This window comes from Rhodanobacter denitrificans (assembly GCF_003335105.1).
GTDB lineage: Bacteria > Pseudomonadota > Gammaproteobacteria > Xanthomonadales > Rhodanobacteraceae > Rhodanobacter > Rhodanobacter denitrificans_A.
The window spans coordinates 340,575-357,245 of record NZ_QFWQ01000006.1 but is presented as its reverse complement, the minus strand read 5'-3'; the positions used below and the strand labels follow the sequence as shown (position 1 = coordinate 357,245).

Genomic DNA, 16,671 nt, shown 5'->3' with positions numbered 1-16,671 from the left:
GACCGCGAATTATGGGGCAAAAGAATGAAAAATTGAACCTGCCGCAAATCGTCAGGTTTGCCATAATGCCAAGCTTGCAGGGATGGTCCGCGGACAAGCAGTGCCGTGTGGCAATGGCCGCCGCTGTGACTTCAACCATCTGTGGGGGATAACGTGGCGCAACTCAAGTACCAGCTCCAACAGGCTTTCGAACGTTCGCAGGCGCCGCTCGGCTTCGCCCCGGATCCCGCCTCCATGGAGCGTTTCCTGGCTCTGTGCCACCGCCGGCGCTACCCGGGCAAGACCGCAATCATCCGTCCCGGCGACCCGGCCAACACCCTGTACTACGTGATCGACGGCTCGCTGGCCGTGTGCACCGAGGACGAACAGGGGCGCGAGCTGATCCTCGCCTACATCAGCCGCGGCCAGTTCATCGGCGAAATGGGCCTGTTCGTGGAGCAGGCGCAGCGCGAATCGATGGTGCGCACGCGCACCCCGTGCGAGATGGCCGAGGTCAGCTACGAGCGGCTGTTCCAGCTGATGGAGGGCCCGCTGCGCGAGGAATGTCCGAAGATCCTGTTCGCGATCGGCTCGCAGCTGACCAACCGCCTGCTGCGCACCTCGCGCCAGGTCAGCCGGATGGCGTTCATGGACGTCACCAACCGCATCTCGCGCACCTTGCTGGATCTCTGCCAGGAACCGGACTCGATGACCCACCCGGACGGCACCCAGATCCGCATCTCGCGCCAGGAAGTGAGCCGCATCGTGGGTTGCTCGCGCGAGATGGTCGGACGCGTGCTCAAGCAGCTGGAAGAGCAGCGGATGATCGACGTCTCCGGCAAGACCATCGTGGTGCGCGGCACGCGCTGACCTCGCGGAGCGTCCCCGGCCGCCGCCGCAACCGGTTCCTCGCGGGGGCCGGGTGCGGACGGTTCGCCGCCACCGGTTGCGAGGCCGCGCTTGGATTACGGACAGTTCTTCATCTTCGCCGGGGTCGGCCTGCTCGCCCAGCTGGTCGACGGCGCGCTGGGCATGGCCTACGGCCTGGTTTCCAACTCGATCCTGCTGGCGCTGGGGCTGCCACCGGCGGTGGCCAGCGCCACGGTGCATGCCGCCGAGGTATTCACCACCGGCGTCTCCGGCGCCTCGCATGCCTGGTTCGGCAACGTGCGCTGGCGGCTGTTCTGGCAGCTGGCGATTCCCGGCGCGGTCGGCGGCGTCATCGGCGCCCTCTTCCTCGCCAACGTGCCGGGCGAGACGATCCGCCCCTTCGTCAACGCCTATCTGCTGATCCTCGGCACCATGGTGCTGCTGCGCGCGTTCGGCAAGCGGCTGAGCCGCCACCAGGTGCAGCACAGCGGCGTGCTGGGCTTCTTCGCCGGCCTGCTCGATGCGATCGGCGGCGGCGGCTGGGGACCGCTGGCCACCAGTACCCTGATCGCCCGCGGCGGCAGCGTGCGCAGCACGATCGGTTCGGTCAACGCGGCCGAATTCGTGGTGACGGTCAGCGTGTCGGCCACCTTGGTCATGCACGTCGGCGTCGGCCACTGGCCAATCGTGCTGGGCCTGCTGTGCGGCGGGGTGATCGCCGCGCCGTTCGCCGCATGGCTGGTGCGGCACCTGCCCGAACGCGCCATGATGGCGGCGGTGGGCAGCCTGATCGTGCTGATCAGCCTGGGCCAGCTGGCGCGCCAGTGGTGGTGATTCTCCGCGGGGCGGTCAGAACCACTCGACGCGGGTGACCGCCCGCCCCAGAGCCTTCTCCACCTTCTTGCACAGCGCGGGCGTGCCGTTGACCAGCACCGCCTCGGCGGCCAGCTTCAGCATCGCCACGTCGTGCATCGAGTCGCCGTAGGCAACCTGCCAGGCGCCGACCCCGTGCTCGCTCAGCGACCGCACCTTGCGCGGGCCCACGTTGTGCCGCAGCAGCCGCATGCCGAACCAGCCCGGCCGCAGCTGCGAGGCCAGCACCTCCAGTCCGGTCAGGCCCAGCTGCTGCAGGATGCCGCTGGCCAGGGTCTGCTCGCAGCCGGTCACCACGAGCACGCGATCCCCCGCCAGCTGGTGCCGGCGCAGCGCCTGCAGGCCGTCACGGCAGAACTGCTTCGGCCGGCGCGCCAGCGTGGCGGCGAACGCGTTCGCCGCCACCTGGTAGCGCCGCTCGCCCAACCCCAGCAAGGCGATCCGCACCAGCGTGTACATCGGCCAGCGCCGCGAGAACGGTCGCTGCAACAGCAGCAGCGGCGAACACAGCAAGGCCAGCGCGCAGCGCCACGGCGAGCGCCGGTAGCGTTCGCGCATGAACTGGTAAAACGAATCGCCGCGGATCAGCACGCCGTCGAAATCGAACAGCACCACCCGCGGCGACGCGGCCTCCATCTCCCCCTCCGACATGACGGTCACGGCAGGGCGAACAGCCGCTTGAGTTCGCTGCCCGGATCCTCGGCGCGCATGAACGCCTCGCCGACCAGGAACGCCTGGATGCCGCCCTCGCGCAGGTACGCCACGTCTTCCGGCGTGTGGATGCCGGACTCGGCCACCAGGATGCGGTCGTACTCGATCAGCCCCTGCAGCAGCAGCGAGGTCTCCAGCGAAGTCTCGAAACTGCGCAGGTTGCGGTTGTTGACGCCGATCAGCGGCACCGGCAGCGCCATCGCGCGTTCCATTTCTTCCTCGTCGTGCACTTCGCACAGCACGTCCAGGTCGAGCTCTGCGGCCTGCAGCGACAGCTGCAGCAGCACGTCGTCGTCCAGCGCCGAGACGATCAGCAGGACGCAGTCGGCACCGATCGCCCGCGCTTCCTGCACCTGGTATGGGTCGATGATGAAATCCTTGCGCAGCACGGGCAGCGAGCAGGCCTCGCGCGCCTGCTGCAGGAATGCCTCGCTGCCCTGGAAGAAGTCGCTGTCGGTCAGCACCGACAGGCAGGCCGCGCCGGCGGCCTCGTAGCTGCGTGCGATCGCGGCCGGGTCGAAATCCGGACGGATCACGCCCTTGCTGGGGCTGGCCTTCTTCACCTCGGCGATCACCGCCGGCAGGCCGGCGTCGATCTTCGCCTCGATCGCCGCGGCGAAGCCGCGGGTGCCAGGCAGATCCGCGATGCGAGCGGCCAGCTCGGCCTCGGGCAGCCGTGCCCGGCGTTCGGCAATCTCTTCCGCCTTGCGGGCAAGAATGCGATTGAGGATGTCAGTCATGGCATCTCACTGGTGGTATAGGAACGCATCCCATGCGCGACGAGGGCCCGGACAGCGGGCCACGGCAGTTTCGCGCACCATGCACACCCTACGATGAATGGGCAAGCCGACGGGTGGCCGCCACGAAGGCCTGCATTTTCGCATGTGCGGCGCCGCTGGCAATCGTGGCGCGGGCCAGCTCGATACCCTCGCCGATCGAAGCAGCCACGTCGGCCGTGTACAGCGCCGCGCCGGCGTTCAGGCAGACGATGTCGTAGGCTACGCCATGGCGCCCTTGCAGCACGTCCAGCAGCATCGCCTTCGACTCGCCCGCATTCTCCACCCGCAGGTTGCGGCTGGACGCCATCGCCAGGCCGAAATCCTCCGGTTCCACCTCGTACTCGCGCACCACGCCGTCGCGCAGCTCGCCGACCAGGGTCCCGGCGCCCAGCGATATCTCGTCCAGCCCGTCGCGGCCCCACACCACAAGCGCGTGCCGCGCGCCGAGCTGCTGCAGCGCGCGCACCTGGATGCCGACCAGATCGGGATGGAACACGCCCATCAGGATGTTCGGCGCGCCGGCCGGGTTGGTCAGCGGCCCGAGGATGTTGAACAGCGTGCGCACGCCCATCTCCTTGCGCACCGGCGCCACCACCTTCATCGCCGGATGGTGGTTCGGCGCGAACATGAAGCCGATGCCGGTCTCCGCCATGCACGCGGCCACCTGCGCCGGCGGCAGCTCGATCGCCGCGCCGAGCGCCTCCAGCACGTCGGCGCTGCCCGACTTCGACGACACGCTGCGCCCGCCGTGCTTGGCGATGCGCGCGCCGGCCGCCGCCGCCACGAACATCGCCGTGGTGGAGATGTTGAAGCTGGAGGCGCCGTCGCCGCCGGTGCCGACGATGTCGACGAAGTGCTCGTGCGGCGGCGCGTCCACCTTCGCCGACAGCTCGCGCATCACCCGCGCCGCGCCGGTGATCTCGCCCACGGTTTCCTTCTTCACGCGCAGGCCGGTGATGATCGCCGCCGTCATCAGCGGGCTCACCTCGCCGCTCATGATCTGCCGCATCAGCGCAATCATCTCGTCGTGAAAGATCTCCCGGTGCTCGATCGTGCGCTGCAGCGCCTCTTGCGGCGTGATGGTGATCTCGCGGGCGTGGCCGTTCATGCCGCCGCCCTCAGCGGCTGGCCCAGGAAATTGCGCAACAGGTCGTGGCCGTGCTGGGTCAGGATCGATTCGGGATGGAACTGCACGCCCTCGACCGCCAGCGTCTTGTGGCGCAGGCCCATGATCTCGTCGATCGAGCCGTCCGGGTTTTCCGTCCATGCGGTGACTTCGAGGCAATCCGGCAGCGAGGACTGCTCCACCACCAGCGAGTGGTAGCGCGTGGCATCGAACGGATTCGGCAGGCCGGCGAACACGCCCTGCCCGCGATGGATCACCGGCGACGTCTTGCCATGCATGATCCGCTTCGCGCGGATCACCTTGCCGCCGAACACCTGGCCGATCGCCTGGTGGCCCAGGCATACGCCGAACACCGGGATCTCGCCGGCCAGCTCGCGCAGCAGGTCCAGCGACACGCCCGCATCGTCCGGCGTACCCGGCCCCGGCGAGATCATGATGTGCGAGGGCCTGAGCGCGCGGATGCCGGCCACGTCCAGCGCATCGTTGCGCACCACCTTGACCGCCTGCCCCAACTCGCCAAGGTACTGCACGAGGTTGTAGGTGAAGCTGTCGTAGTTGTCGATCATCAGCAGCATGGCGGGATATCGCTTCGGTCGCATTGGCGCAGTGCGTCATGATAACCGCAGTACGTGCACCGCGCGTCACCGCGCCGGATCGCCGACATCCGGCCAGTGGCGGGGCAGTCGCCGACTGCGGACCGCCGGCCCCGCCGACCGGCGCCGCCGGGCATCGGCCACGCCGGCGGCGGTCGCAACGGCCTCAATTCACGGAGGTGCTCAGGCGAGGTCGCGCCGCGACTGCCGGGCCACCACGCTGGTGGCGGTGAGGTCGCCGGTGACGTTGCCCAGCGTGGCCAGTGCGTCGGGGATGGTGTCGACCGCCAGCATCAGGCCCAGCGGACTCAGCGGCAGGCCCATCGCCTGCGCCACCGGCAGGTTGGTGGCGATGAAGGTGACCTGGCCCGGCAGGCCGACCGAACCGAGGCTGATCACTACCGCCAGCAGCGCACCGGCGAGCAGTTGCGCGGTACCGAGGTCGATGCCGTAGGCCCAGGCGATGAACACCGCCGAGGTGACGTACTGCACCGGGCTGGTCAGGCGGAACAGGCTCACCGCCATCGGCAGCACCAGCGCGGCCACCTGCTTCGGATAGCCGAGCCGGCGATCGGCGCTCTCCAGCATCGCCGGCAGCGAGGCCAGCGAGGACTGCGTGCTGATCGCCACCACCTGTGCCGGCACCAGCGCCAGCGCGAAACGGCGCAGCTTCTCGCCGCCGAACACCACCGCCAGCGGCAGCATCATCACGGTGACCGAGAGATACAGCAGGCACTCCGCCAACACGTACACGCCGAGCGCGCTGAGCATGCCCAGGCCCGAGCGCGCGCACACGGAAAGGATCAGCGCGAACACGCCCAGCGGCGCGATCCACAGCACCCAGCGCACGATCACGATCATCGCGTCGGCGACCGCCTGGAAGAATTCCATCAGCAGCGCGCGCCGCGCCGGCGCGATCCGGGTCAGCGCGAAGCCGAGGAACAGCGCGAACACCACCAGCGGCAGCATCGCGCTCTGCGCCGCGGCCATGACCGCGTTGTTCGGCACGATCGCCACCAGCGTGTCGATCCAGTTCGGCGCCGTCTGCGCGGCCGCGGGCACGCTGGCGTGGTCGAGCGCGGCGACCAGCGCCGGGTTGTGCGGGAACAACGAAAACACCAGCGGAGCGGCCAGCGCAGCGAACACCGCGCCGCCGGTCAGCACCACGATGAACACCACGATCGCACGGCGCGCGATGCGGCCCGAGGCGGCCGCGTCGGTGGCGGTGTTGACGCCCACCACCACCAGCGCCAGCACCAGCGGCACCACCGTCATCTGCAGCGCGTTCAGCCACAGCTTGCCGATCGGCTGCGCCACGTTCGCCACCTGCAGCGCCACGGACTCGTTCCAGCCGGCCAGCAGCAGGCCGATCAAGGCGCCGGCGGCCAGTCCTATCAGGATCCGCGTGGTCGCACTCACCGTGCGACATCCGCGGCGGCCAGTGCCGGCAGCTGCCACGGCGCGCGTAGCCGCTCGTACTCGGCTCGCGGCAGCAGCACGAACACCGGATGATCCTGCGGCTTCAGCCAGGCCAGCAGTTTCTGCATCAACGCGGGCGTCATCGCGGTGCAGCCGGCGGTGGCATCGGCCGGCGACTTCCACAGGTGCGCGAAGATGCAACTGCCGCCCTGCGGCGCCGCCTGTGCGTTGTGCTCGATCACGAAGCCGAGCCGATAACGCTGGTCGCCGTTCGCGTGCAGGTCGCGCCGCATCGGTTCGCTGGAACCCTTCACCGCGTCGGCGCCGACCACGTTCGCGTCGACGATGCGGTTGTATTGCGCCGTGCCGCTGACATCCATGCACCAGTCGGTGGCGCTGAGCGCGCGGTACGGCAGCGCGGTGGCCGCCTGCGCGGCGTAGCCGAATGCCTCGCCGATGCGGAAGACGCCGGCCGGGCTGCGGTTGTCGCCCTCGCGCTTCACCGGGCCGCCGGTTTGCGGCGCGTTCAAACCCAGGCCCCAGCCGGCACCGTTCTTGCCGATGGTCACCGGCGCGGGCGCGACGACCTCCTTCCAGCCGTCGCCGCTGCGCTCGAAGGCGCGCAACTCGCCGTGGTTGGCGTTCCAGTCGGCCGTGGTGACCAGCACCAGCTGGCGGGCATCGTGCCAGGGCGTGGCCGCCGAACCGGCGTGCACGGCACCGGCGAGCGTGACGGCGAGCGTCCACAAGACAACGGTTTGGCGGCGAACAGTCATCGGTTTCCGTCCTGCAGGGTGAAGATGCGCTCGGCCTCGTAGGGCGGACACTGCCCGCCGTTCTCGTGAAAAAGCGCCGGTGAAGTATCGGAAAGGCGGCGGGCAATGCCCGCCCTACGATCCCGGCAAACACTGTTGCGGCGCACGTCCCTACGGCTCCAGCATCAGCTGGATGCGGTCGAGGTTGGCCAGCAGCTGCGCGTGGAGGTCGTCATGGCCTTCGCACAACTGCACGAACACGCCGTCGAGCAGGTGCTGCAGCGCCGACTGGTACAAGAGCGGCTGGATGTACGGCAGCTCGTCGTGCGCGGACACCACCAGGGAGAGGTCGGCCAGCGCCCGCAGCGGGTTGGCGGTGTGCCGGGTCACCGTGATCACCTGGCCGCGGCGCTCGCGGAAATAGCGGGCGATCTTGCACAGCGCCGGATGGTTGCCGTGCTCGGAGAACACCAGCAGCACGTCGCCGGCGCTGGCCGCGGAAACGTTTGCGGTCATCCGCGCGGTGTCGAAGTTGTGCACGGTAAGGATGCCCAGCAGCGACAGCTTCAGCGCGAAGCCGCGCGCATGGATGTCGTCCTCGCCCAGCCCGATGATGAACACCTTGCCGGTACGGCCGGCCTGTTCGATCGCAGCCGCCATCGCGTGCAGCGTCTGCGGCGGATTGATCAGCCGGGTGGCCTCCTCGGCCTCGGACTTGCGCCGCCACAGGTTGCCGGCGGATGCGCCGCCGCGCTCACTGTCGTTGGCCGCATCGGGTTGCGGCGCGTCGCCGTTGTCGGCGCGGGCGATCGCCTCGCCCACCGAATACTTCAGGTCCGGATAGCCCTTGAAGCCCAGCTTCTGGGTGAACTTGACCACGCTGGACTGGCTGATCCCCAGCGCATTGGCCAGCTGCTGCGAAGAGTAGTCGCGCAGCAGCTGCGCGTTCTCCAGGATGAAGTCGGCGATGCGCCGCTCCACCGCCGACATCTGGTCGCGCTCCGAACGGATTTTGACCAGCGCCGACATCATCAATCCCCCAGCCTCTCCAGACCGCGGATCTCGCGGATGCCCAGTCCGGGGGCGTCCGTCACCGAGATTTCCGACTCGTTGAAGATTACCCCACCGTCGACCGGGTTGAACTGGCACAGCGAGGGGCCGTCCAGGTCGACCTTGGTGATCACGTTCGACTTCGCCACCGCCACGTGCACCGCCGCGGCCACGCTGATCGAGGTCTCCAGCATGCAGCCGATCATGCACTCGATGCCGTGCATCGCGGCGATGTCGGCGATACGGATCGCGTTGGAGATGCCGCCGGTCTTCATCAGCTTGATGTTGATGATGTCGGCCGCGCGCAGGCGGATCAGCTCGATCACCTCCATCGGGCCGAACACGCTCTCGTCGGCCATCACCGGCGTATGCACGCGCTCGGTGACGTAGCGCATGCCGGCCAGGTCGCGCGCCTTCACCGGCTGCTCGATCAGCTCCAGCTTGATGCCGGCCTCCTCCAGCGTCTGCAGCGCGTACACCGCCTGCTTGGCGGTCCAGCCCTGGTTCGCGTCCAGCCGCAGCAACGCGCGTCCCTGCACCGCCGCGTAGATCGCCTTGACCCGCTCGATGTCGACGCCGATGTCCTTGCCGACCTTGATCTTCAGCGACTCGAAGCCGCGCTCCACCGCGGAGACCGAATCGGCCACCATCTTGTCGATATAGTCCACGCTGATGGTGATGTCGGTGGTGATCACCGGATCGCCGCCGCCCAGCAGTTTGTACAGCGGCGCGCCATAGAGCTGGCCCCACAGGTCGTACACCGCGATCTCCACCGCCGCCTTGGCGCTGGTGTTCTTCTCCATCGAGGACTGGATCAGCTGGGTGAGGTGGTTGAGCTCGGCGATGTCCTGGCCGATCAGCCGCGGCGAGATGTAGTGGCGGATCGCGTCGATGATCGAGCCGTGGGTGTCGCCGGTGATCACCGCGGTGGCCGGCGCCTCGCCGTAGCCGACCTGGCCCGAGTCGGTGTGCACCATCACCACGATGTCCTCCACCGTGCCGACCGTGCGCAGCGCCGTCTTGAACGGGGTCTTCAGCGGCACCCGCAGCATGCCGAACTGGATGTCGGTGATTTTCATGGGCAAGCCTTCATGGAATCCGTGTCCTGGTTTTCTTCTTGGTGCCGGCGCACTCAGCGGCGGATGCGCACGATGCTGGTCATGCGCTCGACATAGCTTTGCTTGTCGTTGTAGAGCAGCGGCAGCAGCGGGGTCACCGACACCGCGTTGAGCTTGATCCGCGCCTTGCCGCCGTCGGCCTTGCGGTAGCTCATGCCGCCCACGTCGTGGATCACGTACGGCTGGCCGTGCAGGCGGCCGATCACCATCATCACGTGGCCGGGGATGTAGACCAGGTCGCCCACCTCCAGCGCCTGCGCGGCCTTGATGCGCGCCTCGCGGCTGTCCTTCGCGGTGAACACGCGATGCTCCAGCGCCGGGCTGACCGCCTGCCTGCTGGTGTTGCGCGGCATCTCGACACCCATGCTGCGGTACACGTCGGAGACGAAGCCCGAGCAGTCGCGACCGTCGTAGGCATGGCCCCAGCCGTAGCGCTCGCCGAGGAACTTGAACGCCTGGCGGATGATGTTGGCGCGGGTCAACGGCAGGTAGTCGGCCGCCGTGTCGGTGTTCTTCTGCAGCAGCGCCGGACTGAACCCCAGCGAGCCGTCGGCCTTGCGCAAGGGCAGTTCGATCACGTGCGCGGCGTACGGCGTCTGGCCGTTGACCGGCTGGTCCGGCGGCAGGTCGGTCACCAGCGGCACGCGCGTGCCCATGTCCAGCGGCAGCTGCGATACCGCCGGCTGCTCGCGGGTGAACACGGTACGCTCGACAGCACCGGTGATCACCCGGTACGGCGTCCTGCCGGCGTAGCCGAATACTTCGCCCGCGCTGCCCTCGGCCACGTTCTCTTTCTCGGTCCAGGCGGCGTAGCGCGGACTGATCACGAACAGCCACTTGCCGTCGGCGCTGGTGTGCACGATCGCCACCGGCGTGCCGGGGAACTCGGCGGTCTCCTGGAAACGGTCGATGTCGGTGTCGCCCTTCGTGCTGAATACGCGCAGCGCGGTGGGGAACGTGCGCAGCGCAGCGCGGCGCACCACCAGGCCGTAGCGCGTATTCTGCTGCGCTGGGATCGCGTCGAGCGCGAGGTTGCCGACCACGGCATCCAGCGTGGCGGTCGGCACCGGCTGGCCGTCGACGTCGAACAACGGGCGATCCGGCCGCTCGGACAGTTTCTCGATCCAGCCGGCGACCTGCTCGCGGCTCAAGGTCTTCGGCAACGCGCGCAGGTCGTGCATCGACGGATCGACCTGCAGCAGCCTCGCGTTCTGCGCCTCGATCGCCGCGCGGTCGAGGATCACCCGGTCCGGATCGGCCTGCAGGCCGATCCAGAACGCCGGGGCGAGCTGCGCCTCGCCGACGCCGAGCACGCCGGACGGCGGCACCGTCAGCGCTTCGTTGGCCTCGCGCGCCTGCAGCGTGGCGCTGGCGAAGACGAGCGCGAACACGGTGGCGGCAAGCAGGGAAAGTCGCATCGTCTCAGGTCCTATGTTGAAGCCGCATCACGGGCCGGCCAGCGCCGACAACACCGTTGCCACCACCAGCCCGAAACCGGTGCCCAGGATGTAGCCGAGCAGCGCCAGCAGGATACCGACCGGCACCAGCGCGGCGGAATAGCTGGCCGCCAGGATCGGCGTGGCCGCCACCCCGCCAATATGCGCCAGCGAGGAGATCCCGCACAGGTACAGGTCGAAGCGGAATAGTTTTGCGAAGCCGACCAGCAGCACCGCGTGGATCGCGATGATGGTGACGCCGCACAGCAGGTACAGCGGCGCCGCGGCGATGCCCTGGAAGTTGCTCTGCGAGGCCAGCACCGCCACCACGCTGATCAGCATCGCGCTGGAGATCGTGCTGGCGCCCGGAAACTCCGCCAGCGGCGTGTGCGCCACCACCAGGCCGAAGCCGGTTGCCAGCAGGATGGTCCAGGTGGTGGCGCTGATCATGCCGGATGCCGGCAGCCAGTCGGCCAGCCAGCCCGACAGCGCCGCCACCGCCAGCGCCATGCCGAGCCACAGCAGTACGCTGTCGTAGGTGGTCGGTGCCTTGGTCTTCACCGGCGCCAGCGGGATGTCGCCGCTGGATTGCGCCCGGGTCCAGCGATTGAACGCCGGCGCCAGCCGCGCCACCGAGAACAGCACCACCACCCACATCGAGTAGCCCAGCGCATCGGTCAGCAACGACATTGCCAGATGCGCATCGGACATGCCGATCGCCTGCTTCACCGCGATCATGTTCGCGCTGCCGCCGACCCAGCTGCCGGAGAGCGCGGCCAGCGGCTGCCAGTCGTCGCCGGGCAACCAGCGGCGATAGAGCAGATAGGTGCCGATGAAGGCCACGAACAGGCTGATCGAGGTGCAGGCAAACACGCCGAGCACCCGCGGGCCGAGCCGCCAGATCGCGCGCAGGTCGCAATTGATCATCAGCAGGAACAGCAACGCCGGCACCAGGTGCGACACCAGCATCGACTGCGCCGCCTTGATCTCCGCGTTGACCTGCCACAGCCCGGAAACCGCCAGTGTGGTGACGAACAGATAGGTCAGCACGATCGGCGGCAGCACCGAAAACACCTTCCAGCCGAAGCGGCGTTCCATCGCCGGAAACAGCCCGGCGACCAGCAGCATCAGCGCCAGGTAAGGCCAGACCGTATGGATCACAGGCATCCCCTCGTGGATCGTTCGCGGGTATTCGCAGGCTGGCCGGCTTGCACCATCAAGGAATAGTTGATTCTTATGAACTTTGATCAAAGCATAAATTATTGACCGGCATTTGCAAGCATGTTACACAGCGGTTTCAGGGGATTCATTGCAGGGGACGTTTGTCGATGGATACGTTGCTGCCTGTCGCATCGGGAATACGCCGCCACGCCCGTGGCCTGCGCCTCGTCGTGACCCTGCTCGCCTTGCTGTCCGCCGCACCGCTCGCCTTCGCCGGCAACGCCATCAACGACAAGGTCGTCACGCCCATCATCGCCCAGATCGACGCCGGCCACTTCAAGGCGGCCGAGGCGGAGATCGCCGGCGCACTGGCGCAACCCGGCCTGCCCGCCGGCACACGCGACGCGCTCGCGTTCCAGCGCGAACGCATGCGCCGCATCCTGCTCGACTTCACCCTCGGCGCCGACGACGTCGAGGCACGCGTGCGCAAGCAGATCCCGGGCCTCACCGATGCCGAATTCGCGAAGTGGAACGCGGCCGGCCTGTTCGAGCACCAGGTCATCGACGGCAGGACGCTGTACTTCAAGCGCTCGCCCGGCAACCTGTTCCGGCTCAGTCCCGAAGCAGTGGCGCGGCGCGCGGTGCAGACGCCGATCACCGACGGTCCGATGGAAACGCTGAACGACCAGCAGCGCGCGATCTACAAGGCCGCGTTGGCCGAACACCGCAGCAGCGTGCTGCCGCGCCGCCTGCGCATGACGCAGACGCTGACCGTCGATGCCGATGCGGTGCCCGCCGGCGAAACCGTGCGCGCCTGGATTCCGTATCCACGGGCGGTGCCGGGCCAGCAGGAAGACATCCGCTACGTGGCCAGCGTGCCGGCGCAACACCGGATCGCGCCCGAGTCGGCACCGCAGCGCACGGTGTACCTCGAAAAGGCCGCCGTGGCCGGCCGGAAGACGGTGTTCTCGATCACCTACGAGCTGACCCTGCTGGCGCAATACCACCCGATCGACCCGGACCGGGTGCGGCCGGAAAACATCACCCCGGAGCTGGCCCCGTTCGTGGCCGAGCGCGCGCCGCACATCGTGTTCACCGACGCGATGCGCAAGTTCTCGCATGAAGTGGTCGGCGACGAGAAGAACCCGTACCGCATCGCACAGAAGCTGTTTGCCGCAGTCGACCGCATCCCCTGGGCCGGCGCGCGCGAATACTCGACGATCTCCAACATCAGCGACTACGCGCTGCACGCCGGCCACGCCGACTGCGGCCAGCAGACCCTGCTGCTGATCACCCTGCTACGGCTCAACGGCATCCCCGCGCGCTGGCAGTCCGGCATGGTGTATTCGGACGACGGCAGCCGCTACAGCAACATCCACGACTGGGGCTACCTCTATCTGCCGCCCTACGGCTGGGTGCCGATGGACGTCACCACCGGCCGCCTGCATCCGGCACCCGGCGACGACAAGGCGCTGGAGTGGTTCTACCTCGGCGGGCTCGACAACTGGCGCATCGCCTTCAACGACGACTTCGGCCGCCGCTTCCAGCCGCCCAAGCGGCACTTCCGCTCCGACAACGTGGACTCGCAGCGCGGCGAGGCCGAGTGGCGCGGCGGCAACATCTATTTCGACCAACTGGACTACGACTTCGACTGGCAGATCCTGCCGGCGGCGCAGGGACACGGCGACAAATAACCCGCAGCTTTTCATGAACATGGCATCGACAGGATCGATGGGGGGAGATGGGAAATGAGCAACATCCGCACATTGCGCAGGACCGTACTTGGCACGGCGCTCGGCCTAGGCTTGGGGTCGCTGGCTGGGGGCCCCGTGCTGGCCCAGGCTGTCACCGGCGCCGTCGCCGGACGTGCCGACGCCGGCGCACAGATCACCGTCACCAATGCCGCGACCGGACAGGCGCGCTCCGTCACGGTCAACGCCGACGGCACCTACCGAGTCGCCCAGTTGCCAGTGGGCGATTACAGCCTGCAGGTATCGCGCGACGGCCAAGCTGTCGGCACGCCGGTGTCGGTGGCCGTGTCCCTGGGTGGCACCACCAACGTCAACCTGGGCAGCGGCGGCAACGTGACCAACCTGCAATCGATCCAGGTCATGGGCTCGCAGGTGGTTAACCGCGTGGACGTGTTCTCCACCGAATCGGCCACCAACATTACCCGTGCCGAACTCGCGCGCCTGCCGGTGGATCAGAGCCTGGCCTCGGTCGCGCTGCTGGCGCCGGGCGTGGTCTCCTCGGGCGCCTCCTTCGGCGGCCTCACCTTTGGCGGCTCGTCGGTGGCCGAGAACGTCGTCTACATCAATGGCCTCGACGTCACCGATCCGTATCGCCGCCAGGGCTTCTCCACGGTGCCGTTTGCATTCTTCGAGGAGTTCCAGGTCAAGACCGGCGGCTATTCGGCGGAATTCGGCCGCAGCACGGGCGGCGTCATCAACGCCGTGACGCGTTCCGGCGGCAACGACTTCCATGCCGGCGCGGAAGTGACGATGGAACCCTCAGCGTGGGCGTCGTCGGCAAAGGATCATTTCTATCCCGACGGGAAAATCAGCTCCCAGGATCGCACCAGTCGCGACGTGAACCCGCTCTACAAGGCCAACGTGTGGGCGTCCGGCGCCCTCGTGAAGGACAAGCTGTTCTTCTTCGGCATGTACGAACGGCGCGATTCCAGGCCGCAGGACATCGACACCTCTGAGGCCTGGAAAACCAGGGACGCCAACAATTTCTGGGGTGCCAAGATCGACTGGCACATCAACGATGACCACTTGCTGGAGCTGCTGGCGTTCTCCGACAAGGCCGACGCGACCACCAGCAAGTACGACTACACCTGGGACTCCTCCGCGTTCGGCAAAAAGCAGGGCGAGAGCACTTCGGGTTCCGGCGGCGACAACGGCTCGCTCACCTACACCGGCCATCTTGGCGAAAATTTCGTCGCCAAGGCAATGTATGGCGTGAACAAGCGCAGCGCCACCAGCAGCAGCCCGTGGGACGCCGAGTGCAGCATTGTCACCCGCTCGAGCAGCTATACCGCCGCGTTCGGGCCGAAGACCGCGCAGGAAGGCTGCCACCCGAGCAACAGCAGCATCAGCAACCGCTACGACCAGCGCAAGGCGGCGCGACTCGACTTCGAATGGACCCTCAGCAACCACCTGCTGCGCTTCGGCCTTGACCAGGAGCTCATGGATTCGAAGAGCTCGAGGGTGTATCCGGGCGACGGGGCGAGTTATCAGGCCCAAGCCGCCACTCCCGGCGGCATACTGCCCAACGGCGCCGTGGTTCCCGCCGGCGTCACGGCCATCGTCGATGCGCGCCGCTACGTCACCGGTGCCCCGGTCAGCACCAAGGCGCAGGCGTTCTACGTGGAGGACAATTGGAGCGTCACCCCCAACCTGCTGCTGAACCTCGGCGTGCGTGCGGACAAGTTCCACAACAAGCTGGCGTCGGGCGCGACCTTCGCCAAAGCCGAGTTCAGCGACATGATCTCCCCACGCATGGGCTTCAGCTGGGACGTCAAGAGCGACGGCAGCACCAAGGTATTTGGCAATGCGGGGCGCTACTACATCCCGTTGACCAACAAACTCACCGACTATTTCGGCGGCGGCACCACCGACGAGCATACCTACTACGCACTCGACGGCTGGACCCAGAAGAACGACCCGGTGACCGGCGCCCCCTATCTTTTCCCGAAGCTCGGCGCCCAGCTCGGCCCGGTCAATACCGACGGGAACACGCCCGCGCCCGACGACGTCCGCACCGCGGTCGACCGCGACCTGAAGCAGGTGTTCCAGGACGAGTACATCCTGGGCTTCCAGCAGGCGATCAACCAGACCTGGTCGTACGGCGTGAACGTCACCTACCGCAAGATGACCCGCGCGGTGGAAGACGTGCGCATCAACCACGTCGACGGCTGCCCGTGGTACTCCGGCGACTGGCCCATCCTCAACCCGGGCGAAAAGGCCACCCTGTGGTGCCCCGATACCAACAACTGGGTCACCTTCGATACCTCGAAGGATGGCTACAAGGCGTCGGGCAGCGGCGCCATCATGGGCTACAAGAAGCCGCGGCGTACCTACAAGGCGGTCGAGCTGCAGCTGGACCGCGCCTGGGACGGCAAGTGGGCCTTCAACGCCAGCTACATCTGGTCCAAGAGCGAGGGCAATATCGAAGGCCCGGTGAACTCTGATACCGGCTACAACGACACCAGTCTGGTGCAGTACTACGACCATCCGGCGGTGAACGAGCGCTTCGGCCCCACGTTCAACGACTATCGCCACCAGATCAAGTTGAACGGCAGTTACAAGCTCAATGACATGTGGAGCTTCGGATCGACGCTGTTCGCGCGCTCGGGCGGACCGATCACGGCCTTCGGCGTGGTCTGGCCCAACGACAACCGCTCGGCGGGTGGACCCGGCGAATACAGCGGTGGTGGCTCAGGTTGGCTGTGCACGAGTTCGCCGACAAACAATTGCTCCGATTGGCGTACGCGGCAGCTCACCTACAGCCCACGCGGCGCGTTCGGCCGCATGCCGTGGTACTGGAACCTGGGCGCCAACGTGACCTGGACGCTGCCGGTGAAGGACATCGACCTGAAGGCGCGCCTCTCCGTCTACAACCTGCTCAACCGGCAGACCATGATCAACCTGCATTCCCGCTACGAGAGCGCACCCGGCACCAAGATGCCCTACTTCGGCGAAGGCACCAACTGGCAATCGCCGCGCTACGTGCAGCTGGTCGTGACCTACACCTACTGACCCAAGCTTCCCTCCCTAGGCGGCCCGCCGATCGGGCC

General features: G+C 67.5%; 14 protein-coding genes. 4 read left to right on the top strand and 10 right to left on the bottom strand.

Annotated elements, in window-relative coordinates; all coding sequences use genetic code 11:
• Window positions 1-153 precede the first annotated feature (153 nt).
• Together crp and DEO45_RS11120 are read left to right on the top strand one after the other, a co-directional pair.
• Window positions 154-849, top strand: coding sequence for a cAMP-activated global transcriptional regulator CRP (crp, locus tag DEO45_RS11125; RefSeq protein WP_114343522.1), 696 nt, complete (start codon window positions 154-156; stop codon window positions 847-849).
• A 90-nt stretch (window positions 850-939) separates the two neighbouring features.
• Window positions 940-1,683: a sulfite exporter TauE/SafE family protein gene (locus DEO45_RS11120; RefSeq protein WP_114343519.1), complete on the top strand. Its 744-nt coding sequence runs from the start codon at window positions 940-942 to the stop codon at window positions 1,681-1,683.
• A gap of 15 nt (window positions 1,684-1,698) precedes the next feature.
• On the opposite strand, the gene DEO45_RS11115 is transcribed toward DEO45_RS11120, so the two are convergent.
• From DEO45_RS11115 to DEO45_RS11070, 10 genes are all read right to left on the bottom strand, one after another.
• Window positions 1,699-2,358 carry a haloacid dehalogenase-like hydrolase gene (locus DEO45_RS11115; RefSeq protein ID WP_223250852.1) on the bottom strand — a complete coding sequence of 220 codons (660 nt, stop codon included), beginning with the start codon at window positions 2,356-2,358 and terminating at the stop codon, window positions 1,699-1,701.
• A 20-nt stretch (window positions 2,359-2,378) separates the two neighbouring features.
• A complete protein-coding gene (trpC, locus tag DEO45_RS11110) occupies window positions 2,379-3,173 on the bottom strand; it encodes an indole-3-glycerol phosphate synthase TrpC (RefSeq protein ID WP_114343517.1) in 795 nt (264 codons plus the stop codon).
• Window positions 3,174-3,261: 88 nt separating this feature from the next.
• Window positions 3,262-4,320 (bottom strand): anthranilate phosphoribosyltransferase, encoded by a 1,059-nt coding sequence (gene trpD / locus DEO45_RS11105; RefSeq protein ID WP_114343515.1) that lies wholly within the window; start codon window positions 4,318-4,320, stop codon window positions 3,262-3,264.
• A complete protein-coding gene (locus DEO45_RS11100) occupies window positions 4,317-4,913 on the bottom strand; it encodes an anthranilate synthase component II (protein ID WP_114343512.1) in 597 nt (198 codons plus the stop codon). The genes trpD and DEO45_RS11100 overlap by 4 nt, the downstream gene beginning before the upstream one ends.
• Window positions 4,914-5,114: 201 nt before the next feature.
• On the bottom strand, window positions 5,115-6,350 hold the full coding sequence (locus DEO45_RS11095; RefSeq protein ID WP_114343510.1) for a dicarboxylate/amino acid:cation symporter: 1,236 nt from the start codon (window positions 6,348-6,350) through the stop codon (window positions 5,115-5,117).
• Window positions 6,347-7,126: a L,D-transpeptidase family protein gene (locus DEO45_RS11090; protein ID WP_114343508.1), complete on the bottom strand. Its 780-nt coding sequence runs from the start codon at window positions 7,124-7,126 to the stop codon at window positions 6,347-6,349. The genes DEO45_RS11095 and DEO45_RS11090 overlap by 4 nt, the downstream gene beginning before the upstream one ends.
• Window positions 7,127-7,276: 150 nt before the next feature.
• Window positions 7,277-8,134 carry a MurR/RpiR family transcriptional regulator gene (locus tag DEO45_RS11085; RefSeq protein WP_114343862.1) on the bottom strand — a complete coding sequence of 286 codons (858 nt, stop codon included), beginning with the start codon at window positions 8,132-8,134 and terminating at the stop codon, window positions 7,277-7,279.
• Between the two features lie 2 nt (window positions 8,135-8,136).
• On the bottom strand, window positions 8,137-9,234 hold the full coding sequence (locus tag DEO45_RS11080; protein ID WP_114343505.1) for a dipeptide epimerase: 1,098 nt from the start codon (window positions 9,232-9,234) through the stop codon (window positions 8,137-8,139).
• Window positions 9,235-9,287: 53 nt separating this feature from the next.
• Window positions 9,288-10,691 carry an SH3 domain-containing protein gene (locus DEO45_RS11075; protein WP_114343503.1) on the bottom strand — a complete coding sequence of 468 codons (1,404 nt, stop codon included), beginning with the start codon at window positions 10,689-10,691 and terminating at the stop codon, window positions 9,288-9,290.
• A 27-nt stretch (window positions 10,692-10,718) separates the two neighbouring features.
• Complete coding sequence (locus DEO45_RS11070; RefSeq protein WP_114343501.1) at window positions 10,719-11,876, bottom strand: DUF819 domain-containing protein; 1,158 nt, start codon at window positions 11,874-11,876, stop codon at window positions 10,719-10,721.
• A 161-nt stretch (window positions 11,877-12,037) separates the two neighbouring features.
• On the opposite strand from DEO45_RS11070, the gene DEO45_RS11065 reads away from it, so the two are divergent.
• Together DEO45_RS11065 and DEO45_RS11060 are read left to right on the top strand one after the other, a co-directional pair.
• The gene (locus DEO45_RS11065; RefSeq protein WP_114343499.1) at window positions 12,038-13,564 is read left to right on the top strand and encodes a transglutaminase-like domain-containing protein; all 1,527 of its coding nucleotides are present in this window, start codon (window positions 12,038-12,040) and stop codon (window positions 13,562-13,564) included.
• 54 nt (window positions 13,565-13,618) lie between these two features.
• Window positions 13,619-16,633, top strand: a complete 3,015-nt coding sequence (locus DEO45_RS11060; RefSeq protein WP_114343497.1) for a TonB-dependent receptor — start codon at window positions 13,619-13,621, stop codon at window positions 16,631-16,633.
• The last annotated feature ends 38 nt before the right edge of the window (window positions 16,634-16,671 follow it).